Raw genomic sequence first — 10,710 nt, 5'->3', positions numbered from 1 at the left:
CCTTCTATCGGAGCAGGTAGGGGATGTTCACCGTGACCGCGTCTGCGGGGCACCGGTCGGCGCAGGGGCCGCAGTACCAGCACTCGTCCACGTGCATGTACGCCTTGCCGCTGACCTCGTGGATGGCCAGCGAGTCGAGCGGGCACACGTCCACGCACAGCGTGCAGCCTTCGATGCACAGCGACTCGTCGATCGTGACGGGCACGTCGGCGCGGCTATTGACCAGGGTCATCGGTGTTCCTCCAGAGATGGCCACGCATGGTGAGGCGGTCGCCGCGGAACCTGACGAACTCCAGGTCGACCGGGCGGCCGTCGGACAGGTGGGTGAGGCGCTCGACCATCAGCAGCGCCGCGCCGCGCGGCGCGTCGAGGACGGCCGCGGTGTGGGCGTCGGCGTTCACCGCCTCGATCGTCAGCTCCGCCACGCCGAGCGGCTGGCCGGCGATCCGTTCCAGCAGCACGAACACGTCGTTGTGCACGAGGTCGGCCTCGAAGAGCGGCTCCCCCACCTCGCGGACGAGGTAGGTCAGGTCGAGCGAGAGCGGCAGGCCGTTGAGCCTGCGCAGCCGCTCCACGTAGACGACGGACTCGCCGGGCGGCAGGCCGAGCCGTCCCCGGACGGCGGCCGGAGGCGGGATCAGCCCCATCGCGCGGACCTCGTTGGTGACCTCGCCGTGCTCCCGGAGCGTCTCGGCGAGGCCGAGCAGCCGGTGCAGGCCGTGCGGGTACTTCTCCGCGGCCACCGTGGTGCCCACTCCCGGGCACCGCTCGATGAGGCCCTCGTCACGCAGCAGGTCCAGGGCCTCCCTGATCGTGTTGCGGGAGGTCCCGAACTCCCGCGCGAGCGCGGACTCCAGCGGCAGGTGACCGCCGCCGAAACCGCCGTGCACGACCTCCCGCCGCAGCAGGTCGGCGACCTGGCGGGCCCTGTCCGCCCGGCGCCGTCTCGCGTCCGCCAACTCCATGAGGCCAAAGACTATCTTCCAGGTAGGAATACCTGGATAACGGCGCGATTACGCCACTCAGGAAGGTCGCCAAACGCGTTCCACCTGCGGTTTCACATCGATACGGCCGACAACCGCCACCCCTGGGACGGTCAGGCCGCGAAGAACCGGTCGGCGAAGGCCTCCCACTGGGCGAGGAAGTCGATGCCGGCATCACGCAGCCAGTTGAGCTGCAGACCGTCGAGGAAGGCGAGCAGGTCCACGGCGGCCTGACCGGGCCGGGGATGCCAGGCCAGCAGGTAGCGCTCCAGCATGGCGCGGCCCTCGCCGAGCCGTGTCCGGAAATAGGCGTGAGCGGGGTGCGCGGGGTCCAGCGCCTCGGCCGACAGCACCGTGTAGAGCTGCACGAGTGAGCGCTGCGCGAGGTTGCGGCGGACGAATCCCGACATGACGGCACGGGCGGTGGCCGCGTCGGGCGCCGGTTCCAGCGCGCCGACCACGCTTGTGAGGTCGAGCGCGTCCCGGCGTTCGAGGACCGCGATGAGCAGCTCCTCCCGGGAGCGGAAGTGATGCAGCAACCCCGCCTTGGTCATGCCGCACGCCGCCGCGAACGCCTCCAGGGTGACGCCCTTGAATCCGGAGGTGGCGATCAGCTCGGTGGCCGCCTTGAGGATCTCCTCTCGGCGTTCGGCGAGCGGCAGCCGGCGCCGGCCCGGCGAGGGGGTCATGCCGTCCTGGCTCCTCGGAGGCGGGGGTTGATTTCGATCACGATACCAGCCTAGTTTATCTACCGTTTGGTAGATAGCGCTGTCGCGCCTGTTCAGAGAGTTGTGTGCGCATGTCGACGCCCTCTTCTGCGACCCCTTTCTCCACCGCCGTCGCCGCGGTGCGTGCCGGACGGCCCCTGGACGAGGCGGTCGACGAGCTGCTGTCGCAGCTGACCCGGGAAGAACGCCTGTGGCTGCTGGACGGAGACCTGCCGTTCTGGCGGGGCATGGCCGAGATGATGACCGAGGGATACAACCTCACCCCCATCCCGATGGGCCGCGTCGAACGGCTGGGCATCCCCGGCCTGTTGTTCTCCGACGGCCCGCGCGGTGTGGTGATGGGGCGGTCGACCGCGTTCCCGGTCTCCATGGCCCGCGGCGCCACCTGGGACGTGGCACTCGAGGAGCGCGTCGGCACCGCCATCGGGCTCGAGCTTCGCGCCCAGGGCGCCAACTTCTTCGGCGGCGTGTGCGTCAACCTGCCCCGCCACCCCGCCTGGGGGCGCGCCCAGGAGACGTACGGCGAGGACCCGATCCTGCTCGGCGAGTTCGGCGCGGCGCTGACCCGGGGGGTGCAGCGCAACGCCATGGCCGTCGTCAAGCACTTCGCGCTCAACAGCATGGAGAACGCCCGCTTCAAGGTCGACGTCACCGCCGACGACGCGGCCCTGCACGAGGTCTACCTGGCGCACTTCCGCCGGATCGTGGAAGAGGGCGTGTCGGGCGTCATGACCGCCTACAACTCCGTCAACGGCGAGTGGGCCGGGCAGAACGAGCACCTGATGGAAGGCGTGCTCCGCGGGATGTGGGGCTTCGAGGGCGTCACCGTCTCCGACTTCATCTGGGGCCTGCGCGACGCCGCCTCCTCGCTGCGCGCCGGGCTGGACGTGGAGGAGCCCTTCCGCCAGCAGCGCGCCGAGCACCTGCCCGCCGACCTGGAGGCGGGCCGGGCGAGCTGGGACGACGTCGACCGGGCGGCCCGCCGCGTCCTGCGCACCCAGCTGCGCCACTACGCCGCCCTCACCGAGCCCGAGCCCCCGCTCGACGTGGTGTTCAGCCCCGAGCACCGCGCGCTGGCGCGCGAGGTCGCCGCCCGCGGCATGGTGCTGCTCAAGAACGAGCCGGTCGGTGACGTGCCCCTGCTCCCCCTGCGCCGGGAGGCCCTCACCTCCCTGGCGGTCATCGGGCGCCTGGCGGACGTGGCCAACACCGGCGACAACGGCTCCTCCGACGTGCGCGCCCCTGAGGTGATCACCGCGCTGCGGGGACTGACCGAGGCGCTCCCGCGGACCCGGATCACGCATGTGGCGGACGACGACCCGGCCGCTGCCGCCGCCGCGGCCGGGCAGGCCGAGGTCGCCGTCGTCGTCGCCGGCTACACCGCCGCCGACGAGGGCGAGTGGGTCGGCGGGGACGTGCTGGCCGATCCCGGCCTGCTGGCGCTGTTCCCACCCCCCGGCGACGACCCCGCCGGGCAGTCGTTCGCGGCCTTCCTGGCCGAGCCCGGCGCGGTGGACTCCATCAGCGGCGGAAGCGCCGGCGGCGACCGCGCGAGCCTGCGGCTGCGGCCCGTCGACGCCGACATCATCCGGGCCGTGGCGGCGGCCAACCCCCGCACCGTCGTGGTGATCGTCACCGCCGGGGCCGTCATCACCGAGGAGTGGCGCGACGCCGTACCCGCCGTACTGGTCTCCTGGTACTCCGGCTCTGAGGGAGGCCGGGCCCTGGCCGACGTGCTGCTCGGCGACGTCGACGCCGCCGGACGGCTGCCGTACTCGATCCCGGCCACCGAGGAGCACCTGCCGTACTTCGACCGCGACGCCACCGCCATCACCTACGACAAGTGGTTCGGCCAGCGGCTGCTGGACCGGGACGGCCACGCGCCGGCCTTCCCGCTTGGCTTCGGGCTGTCCTACACCAGCTTCGCCCTCGCCGACCTCACCGTCGGCGTTCCCGACGGCGACTCCCTCACGAGCGTCGTGACCGTGACCAACACCGGCTCGCGCGCGGGCCGCCACGTCGTGCAGCTCTACGGACGGCCCACGGGCGTCGACGCGGCCGCCGACGACTTCCCCACGCGCGTCCTGCTCGGCTTCGCGACCGTCGACCTCCCGGCCGGAGCGTCGGCCCGGGTCACCGTGCCCGCCTCCACCCGGCCCCTGCAGAGGTGGACGCCCGCCGGGTTCGTCCCCGCCTCCCCGACGGCCGTGATCGAAGCGGCGTCCTACGCCGGCGACCCCGACGCCGTCGTTTCGACCGTCACGCTGTGATGGCGGTGGTCGGCACCGTCGCGACCGACGACGCAAGGTGGGCGAGCGCGTGGGGGAAGCGGTCGATCAGGGATGGGCCGTTGCGATGAGGCGTCGCAGTGCGGCGTGGGCGGGCGGGCCCCACGTGGGCTTGCCGCCAGGTCGGCCGTGGACTCCGGCGTCTCCGATGAGCATGCCGGCCAGGGCGACCAGCACCGCCCACCCGCGGGCGCGGCGCAAGGTCGCGGCGTCCGCCGCCGGCTGATAGGCGGCATGGAAGCGGTCGGCCGTGCCGTCCGGTAGCAGAATCCAGGCGGCGGCGAGGTCGCAAGCCGGGTCGCCTGCGCAGAGGTCGCCGAAGTCGATCACTCCGCAGATGGTGCCGTCGGCGGTGAGGACGTTGGCCGGGTGCAGGTCGCCGTGGAGCCACAGCGCCGGGCCTGCCCAGTCGGGCGCGGCGGCGGCGTCGTCCCAGACCGCGCGGACGGCGTCCGGGTCGGGGATCAGCCGCAGCTCGGTGGCCGAGGCGAGCTGGTTGGCGAAACCCTCAGCGTGGTCGGCAAGCGGTCCCCCGCGGCCGAAGCGGCCGGCGGGCGCCTGTTCGGGGGCAGGTTGGTGAAGAGCCGTCAGGAAGGCGGCCAAGGCGTCGGCCGCCTCCGCACCGCGCGTGACGGGGGCGCGGTCGGCAGGCGTGCCCGGCACCCAGGTGGTGACGATCCAGGGTCGCGGGAACCGGGCGGAGGGCTCGCCGAGGCGCTGCGGGACGGGAACCGGCAGGGGAAGGCGCGGGGCGAGGCCGGGCAGCCAGGCGTGCTCCTTGCGCAGCAGCGCGTCCGCAGACTGCGTCGCCCAGGGCAACCGGACGGCGAGGTCGTCACCGAGCCGCCACAGCTGGTTGTCCCAGCCACGCGCGCCCGGCCGCAAGGGGTGATCGGCCAGATCGGGGTGCTGGTCGCGCAGCAGATCCCGCACGAGCTCCGCGCTGACCTCGATCTCGGTGTGCGTCATGCGGCGTAACAGTAGCCGGACGGCATGCCGCCCGTGATCCCTGTACAGCACCCGTTGAAGTCGGTGCGCTCAGCACGGCTGGTTGACGGGGTGTGTCGCCTGGGGCCGGGTGGCTGCCAGGCCGGCGAGGAGTTTGAGCCGATCTTCGGAGGCGGTCCCCAGCGTAGGGCCCGTCGTGGGGCTCGCGTCCGGCTTCGGCGCGCAGCAGCCCGCTGTGGTCGGCGCCGACCCTGATCCCCACGATCATGATCGCCCTCATTCAACGCGGTCGCACCGTCCTCTAGGGCCCCGCCACCGGGTGTACGGCCAGATCAGCAGGGGAAGGCGGCAAGAAGCGACAACGCTGAAACCAGCTCGCGGCCACGGCCCGAGGCTGCTGCCCCGCCGCCGCCACCTGAGACACACAACCATCTGAAATGGAGCATTTCCATGCGCGCAACCATGATGTACGGCGCCGGCGACGTCCGGGTCGAAGAGGTGCCGGACTCGGTCATCAAGCTGCCCACCGACGCGCTGGTCCGCGTCACCGCGTCCTGTATCTGCGGCAGCGACCTGTGGCCCTACGGCTCCATGAAGCCAGAAGACGGCCCTGCCCGGATGGGGCACGAGTTCATCGGCATCGTCGAGGACACCGGCTCCGAGGTGACCACTCTCAAGCGGGGCGACCTGGTCGTCGCGCCGTTCGCCATCTCCGACAACACCTGCGACCTCTGCCGCGAGGGCCTGCACACCTCCTGCGCTCACCCGCAGGCCGCCTTCTTCGACGGCCTGCCCGACGAGGGCGGACAGGCCGAAGCGGTCCGTGTCCCGCTCGCCGACGGCACCCTGGTCAAGCTCCCCGTAGGAGCGGACTCGGCCCTCATGCCGTCCCTGCTGACACTCTCGGACGTGTTCGGCACCGGCTACCACGCCGCCCTGGCCGGCGGCGTCACCCCGCGCACCCGCGTCACCGTGATCGGTGACGGCGCTGTCGGCCTGCTGGCGGTGCTTTCGGCCAAGCGCCTGGGCGCCGAACAGATCATCCTGATGGGACGCCACCAGGCGCGCACCGACCTCGGCCGCGAGTTCGGCGCCACCGACGTCGTCTCCGCCCGCGGCGAGGAAGGCATCGAGGCGGTCCGCGAGCTCACCGGCGGGCACGGCACGCACGTGGTCCTGGAGGCCGTCGGCAACATGCCCGCCTATCAGCAGGCCCTCGGCGTCGTGCGCCCGGGCGGCGTCATCAGCCGCGTCGGCGTCCCGCAGTACGAAGATGCGCCGATCGGCATGGGGGGCCTGTTCCGCCACAACATCCGGCTCGCCGGAGGACCCGCGCCGGTTCGCGCCTACATCGAAGAACTGATGCCCGACATCCTGAACGGCACCATCGAACCGGGAAAGGTCTTCGACGCCACCACCGACCTGAACGGCGTCCCGGCCGGCTACCAGGACATGGCCGACCGCAAGAGCCTCAAGGTCCTCATCAAACCCTGATTCCCGGCACGACAGGAAACGGGCACGAGACAACCGCATCGGCACGCCGGTCGACCTCTGAACCACACGGCGGGATCGGCGGCGCTCAGTCCGTGTCCGATCCGGTCTTCCACGCGAGACGGAGCTGCTCCGCGGCATCGCCGGCCTGGCGAAGACCCGCCTGGTAGGCCGGTTCCCAGGCCGTCCGGTCATTCAGGTCCGAGCCGAATGCGCGTATCGATTCCGGATCGGGCTCGATGGTCACCACTGTGTGCGCCCCGGCGACCGCCAGCTCCTGGTGGAGCAACTCGCGGGGAAACAGGTGCGCCTGCGGATCGATCACGACGAGCGTGCGGGCTCCGGCCGCGAGTCCGGCGTTGGTCGCCGACTGCAGGGAGCCGTCCATGTATCGGCGGCCGTTGATGGTGATCGGTGGGTAGATGCCCGGGAAGGCGGTGCTCGCCGCCACGGCGGAGGGCAGCGGTGCGCCACTGGCACGGTCGAAGACCTCCTGCTCGCCGGTCTCGGCGTCCAGCGCGGTGATGAGCAGCTGCCGGTCCGGCCATTGGTCTGCGCCGGCCATGGCGCGCATCCGGGCGATATGTGCCTGCTCGGGGCCGGTCTCGGCGGCGAGCGCGATCTGGCCCACTCGGCGCCGCGCCTCGTCCGGGTTCGAGGCGGCACTGCCGAGCACCGCGAACGCCTCGCCCAGCCGGCGCCCGTCCACCTGGGGAGGAGTGCTGCCGGAGTCGGCAGGACGCACTGGGGTGGCGAGCCGGTCGGGGTCCTGGCCGGTGGCCAGCAGTGCGGCGAGGATCGCGCCGGCCGAGGTGCCGACGATCAGATCGGCCTCGCCGAGATCCACCCCGGCGCGGCGCAGTCCGCAGGCAAGCCCAGCCGTCCAGGCCATGCCGATGAGACCACCGGCGCCCAGCACGAGTGCCCGGTCGAGCGAGTGCATGACTGTCTCCTTCCATTGTTGAAACAGTCGTACCATATACTGACGTAGGCTGAGATGCGCGCTGGTGAGAGGGTGATCCACCGTGGGGCGACCCCCAGATCCCGCCCGACGGGAGGCCACGCTGGCGCGGGCGACCGACTACGTACTGGCGCACGGCCTGGCCGGGTTGAGTCTGCGGCCGCTGGCCGCGGCTCTCGGTACCAGCCCGCGGATGCTGCTCTACGACTTCGGCAGCAAGCAGGAGTTGGTGTCTGCCGTCCTTGCCGAGGCCCGCCGCCGCGGTGCGACACGGTTGGCTGAGAACCCCCCGCCGGAGGCGGCCTCTCCGGAGGAACGACTGCGCGGCATCTGGGCCTGGGTCAGCGCACCCGAGCGCGCTCCGTACGTCCGGCTGATCTTCGAGGTGCACGCCGACGGCCTGGCTCACCCCGAGAACTACCCGGACCGAGCCGAAGCGATCACGAACTGGTTCGACACTCTCGGCACCACGTTCCGCGACGTCGCCGCCACTCCTGGCGACACCGTCACTCCCACGTTGGTCATGGCCGTCATCCGGGGCCTCCTGTTCGACCTGACGACCACCGGCGACCGCGACCGCACCGACCGCGCCCTGGACCGCTTCTGCGAACTCCTCCGGCATTGAACGAAGACAAACGATCACGCGGTGACCACAAGGTCACAGCGCAGACTCCGCCCACCGGCAGGAGGCATTCGAGGCCCTGATGGAGCGGATCGCGAGCCGGTTCACGCGGGTCGAACCCCGCGGGCGAACAAGGCGGTTGGCAGCGCCGCCTACGACCACTAACCCTTCGGACCGATCACGTCCTTGGACGGTGCCAGGGTGCGCAGGACGTCGAACTCGTTGCCCTCGGGGTCGGCCATGACCACCCAGTTCCGGCCGGGGCCCTGTCCCACGTCCACCTTGGCGGCGCCGAGGCCGAGCAGCCTGGCCACCTCGTCGTCGGTACTGCCGTCGATCGGGCTGACGTCGAGGTGGAGCCGGTTCTTCACGGTCTTGCCCTCGGGAACCCGGATGAACACCAGGGTGGGCGGCATCTGGCGGGCCCGGACCTCCTCGACGGTCGGCTCCCAGGAGCCGATCTCGACCTTGCCCTCGCTCCGGTCGATCACCTTGAAGTCCAGGACCGCGCACCAGAAGGCCGCGAGCCGCTCCGGATCGCGGCAGTCGACGACCAACTCGGTGAACCTACTCGTCATGACTCCCCCAGACAGTGCGGACGGGGGCTCAGCCTATGGGGCCGAGCCACCCGTCCGGCAAGTCCGGGATCGCTACGGCCACCCCCGTGACAGCTGGTGCCCGCAGGCGCGCCGTCAGCGTCTCTTCAGCAGAAGCTCGGTGTTGCGGTCACCGGGCAGGCCCGCCAGCCCGCTCCGCATGCCCGGTGAGTTGAACGAGAGCTCCCGGTAGAGCGCGGCCAGGCCGCTCTGGGACAGATCGGTGAAGTCGGTGCGGTGCGGCGCGGCCGACTCCACCAGCGTGGTGAAGAGGGACAACGTCCCATCGTGATTGTCGGCCAGCTCGACGACCCTCGCCAGCTGCGGGTAGTCGACATGGGAGGCGGTGGAGATCTCCCAGAAGCCGCCATGAGGGACGATCTTGTTGAGGTGGGAGTGACCGTTGATCCACGCGGCCACGTTGCCGTGCTTCCTCAGCACTGCCAGCAACTCCTGCCCGCCGTGGCGCTTCTCGTGCGGGCGGGCCGGATTGGGGGCGAGGTTGGTCATGGCCCAGCTCGGGTGGTGACTGAAGATCAGCGCGGTGTCGTCGGCGTGAGTCTTCAGGGTCTTCTCCAGCCAGGCCAGCTGCCGGGTGCCGACCGATCCGCGGTAGTCGCCGCCGCGGTCGGTGGTGTCCAGGCTGATGCCGACGACGCCGTCGGCGATCCGGAAGGAGTAGTCCAACCGGCCGCTGTCGAGGTTGTCCCGGGTGTAGCCGTGGCCGGCGGGCCCCGAGCCGGTGTACGCCGGGTCGAGGTGAGCGGCGATGTAGGCGTGCGGGCTCAAAGGGGCGCGGCGCTCGTCGGCGGTGACCGTGCGGGCCTTGCCCTTGTAGCGCTTCCACGCGGCGCGGAAGCGGGCGCCCGTGGGGTCGCCCCGGCGCAGTGCCTGGTAGACGGCGCCGGCCTCGGAGGCGGGCAGGGCGAACAGCTTGCGCGAGCCGGTGGCCAGGTCGGCGAAGAAACCGCCGGCCGCGGAATAGGCGCCGCCGAAGAGCTGGTCGTGGTTGCCGATGGTGGAATACCACGGTACGGCCAGGCCTGGGCTGCTCACCTCGCGGATGGCCGCCTCCAGGAAGCCGTCCAGGCGGGGGTACCCGACCCGCTTGTCGACGTCGCGCGTGCCGGAATCGGGCTGCCAGTAGAGGCCCAGGCCGGAGTTCTGCACGCCCTCATACGCGCCGGGATCGCCGGTGTTGGGGGTGAAGCGGCCGCCGGTCATGGCGGTGAGGAACCACTCCAGCTCGATCCGGGAGTTGTTGTCGGTGTTGTCACCGGTGGTCATGACGAAGCCGATCGGCGCCCGGGTGGCCGGGCCGTACCGCAGGGCGTTGACCTGTTCGATCAGCGAGACGGCGCCGACGGCGGTCAACGCCTCCTGCGGGCGCCAGGAGCCCATGTCGCCGGCGCGCAGGAACTCATAGCGCTGCGGGTTCTGCACGTCGGTGATGTGCAGGTCGGTGAACTGGACGAAGCAGGCCAGAGGCGTGCGGCGTTCGGCCCTGCCCTTCTTGGCCTCGGCCAGTTCGGTGCGTGTCACCCGCCGCCAGCCGGGGCCGTCGGACAGCCGACGGTATCCGCCGGTGCCGTGCGGCCCGGCGACGGTGTGGACCGTCGTCATGGACGTCGTGGTCGAGGGCGCCACGGCCGAGGAGGCGGCCGGGGCTGAGGAAAGCGCGATCTCCAGCGCGACGCCCGAGGCGGTCATTCCGGAGGCGAGGAGGAAGGCGCGGCGGCTGAGGGCGGGATCCATGATGCTCCCAGTGGTGGCGTCGAGGCGAACGTCCACTGGGAATGTTTGACAGCGGGAATGACTCCCGGCCTAACACGGCTGAAACGCTGTCCAGCCATATATGGCCTAGAAATAGCCGTAGGTGATACGGACACCTGGGGGCAGCGGGCCGGAAGCCTGCCGCTTTCCCACCGTTCAAAAGAGCGCGGTCTCGAGTCCGCGAGGCCGCCGCGGCCCGGTCGGCTCGCGCCCCGCGCAGCGCCGCCTTCCGAAGGTCCCGTCCTGGACGTCCGCCTCGCGGTCGCTACGGAAGATCAGGGGCACAGTCATCGGTTTCGGCACCGGTGCGAACGTCGCGC

General features: G+C 71.3%; 10 protein-coding genes. 3 read left to right on the top strand and 7 right to left on the bottom strand.

What is annotated here, in order from left to right; all coding sequences use genetic code 11:
• Window positions 1-4 precede the first annotated feature (4 nt).
• From FLW16_RS15490 to FLW16_RS15480, 3 genes are all read right to left on the bottom strand, one after another.
• Window positions 5-232, bottom strand: a complete 228-nt coding sequence (locus tag FLW16_RS15490; protein ID WP_030510254.1) for a ferredoxin family protein — start codon at window positions 230-232, stop codon at window positions 5-7.
• Window positions 216-965: a GntR family transcriptional regulator gene (locus FLW16_RS15485; protein ID WP_142560727.1), complete on the bottom strand. Its 750-nt coding sequence runs from the start codon at window positions 963-965 to the stop codon at window positions 216-218. Before FLW16_RS15485 ends, FLW16_RS15490 begins: the two co-directional genes overlap by 17 nt.
• 131 nt (window positions 966-1,096) lie before the next feature.
• Entirely contained in the window at window positions 1,097-1,672 is a 576-nt protein-coding gene (locus FLW16_RS15480) for a TetR/AcrR family transcriptional regulator (protein ID WP_142560726.1), read from the bottom strand.
• Window positions 1,673-1,782: 110 nt separating this feature from the next.
• On the opposite strand from FLW16_RS15480, the gene FLW16_RS15475 reads away from it, so the two are divergent.
• On the top strand, window positions 1,783-3,981 hold the full coding sequence (locus tag FLW16_RS15475; protein ID WP_142560725.1) for a glycoside hydrolase family 3 C-terminal domain-containing protein: 2,199 nt from the start codon (window positions 1,783-1,785) through the stop codon (window positions 3,979-3,981).
• Window positions 3,982-4,047: 66 nt separating this feature from the next.
• Here the strand turns inward: FLW16_RS15475 and FLW16_RS15470 are convergent, their stop codons facing one another.
• Window positions 4,048-4,968, bottom strand: a complete 921-nt coding sequence (locus tag FLW16_RS15470) for a phosphotransferase (protein ID WP_142560724.1) — start codon at window positions 4,966-4,968, stop codon at window positions 4,048-4,050.
• Window positions 4,969-5,397: 429 nt separating this feature from the next.
• Between FLW16_RS15470 and FLW16_RS15465 the strand changes: the two genes are divergently transcribed.
• Window positions 5,398-6,441 carry a zinc-binding dehydrogenase gene (locus FLW16_RS15465; protein WP_142560723.1) on the top strand — a complete coding sequence of 348 codons (1,044 nt, stop codon included), beginning with the start codon at window positions 5,398-5,400 and terminating at the stop codon, window positions 6,439-6,441.
• An 85-nt stretch (window positions 6,442-6,526) separates the two neighbouring features.
• Here the strand turns inward: FLW16_RS15465 and FLW16_RS15460 are convergent, their stop codons facing one another.
• On the bottom strand, window positions 6,527-7,381 hold the full coding sequence (locus FLW16_RS15460) for a patatin-like phospholipase family protein (RefSeq protein ID WP_142560722.1): 855 nt from the start codon (window positions 7,379-7,381) through the stop codon (window positions 6,527-6,529).
• An 82-nt stretch (window positions 7,382-7,463) separates the two neighbouring features.
• Here FLW16_RS15460 and FLW16_RS15455 point away from each other — a divergent pair, with 82 nt between their 5' ends.
• Entirely contained in the window at window positions 7,464-8,024 is a 561-nt protein-coding gene (locus FLW16_RS15455) for a TetR/AcrR family transcriptional regulator (protein WP_142560721.1), read from the top strand.
• Between the two features lie 158 nt (window positions 8,025-8,182).
• On the opposite strand, the gene FLW16_RS15450 is transcribed toward FLW16_RS15455, so the two are convergent.
• Both FLW16_RS15450 and FLW16_RS15445 read right to left on the bottom strand, forming a co-directional pair.
• Entirely contained in the window at window positions 8,183-8,599 is a 417-nt protein-coding gene (locus FLW16_RS15450) for a VOC family protein (RefSeq protein ID WP_142560720.1), read from the bottom strand.
• Window positions 8,600-8,713: 114 nt separating this feature from the next.
• On the bottom strand, window positions 8,714-10,372 hold the full coding sequence (locus tag FLW16_RS15445) for a TIGR03767 family metallophosphoesterase (protein ID WP_142560719.1): 1,659 nt from the start codon (window positions 10,370-10,372) through the stop codon (window positions 8,714-8,716).
• Window positions 10,373-10,710: the final 338 nt, after the last annotated feature.

Source organism: Microbispora sp. KK1-11 (genome assembly GCF_006874435.1).
GTDB classification, from domain to species: domain Bacteria; phylum Actinomycetota; class Actinomycetes; order Streptosporangiales; family Streptosporangiaceae; genus Microbispora; species Microbispora catharanthi.
Note: the sequence above shows the minus strand (reverse complement) of the source record. Positions and strands in the feature narration are given on the sequence as shown.

Coding starts and splice junctions, on each gene's coding strand:
- FLW16_RS15490 (WP_030510254.1), bottom strand. CDS start 232: ATGACCCTGGTCAATAGCCGCGCCGACGTGCCCGTCACGATCGACGAG.
- FLW16_RS15460 (WP_142560722.1), bottom strand. CDS start 7,381: ATGCACTCGCTCGACCGGGCACTCGTGCTGGGCGCCGGTGGTCTCATC.
- FLW16_RS15465 (WP_142560723.1), top strand. CDS start 5,398: ATGCGCGCAACCATGATGTACGGCGCCGGCGACGTCCGGGTCGAAGAG.
- FLW16_RS15475 (WP_142560725.1), top strand. CDS start 1,783: ATGTCGACGCCCTCTTCTGCGACCCCTTTCTCCACCGCCGTCGCCGCG.
- FLW16_RS15450 (WP_142560720.1), bottom strand. CDS start 8,599: ATGACGAGTAGGTTCACCGAGTTGGTCGTCGACTGCCGCGATCCGGAG.
- FLW16_RS15480 (WP_142560726.1), bottom strand. CDS start 1,672: ATGACCCCCTCGCCGGGCCGGCGCCGGCTGCCGCTCGCCGAACGCCGA.
- FLW16_RS15470 (WP_142560724.1), bottom strand. CDS start 4,968: ATGACGCACACCGAGATCGAGGTCAGCGCGGAGCTCGTGCGGGATCTG.
- FLW16_RS15445 (WP_142560719.1), bottom strand. CDS start 10,372: ATGGATCCCGCCCTCAGCCGCCGCGCCTTCCTCCTCGCCTCCGGAATG.
- FLW16_RS15485 (WP_142560727.1), bottom strand. CDS start 965: ATGGAGTTGGCGGACGCGAGACGGCGCCGGGCGGACAGGGCCCGCCAG.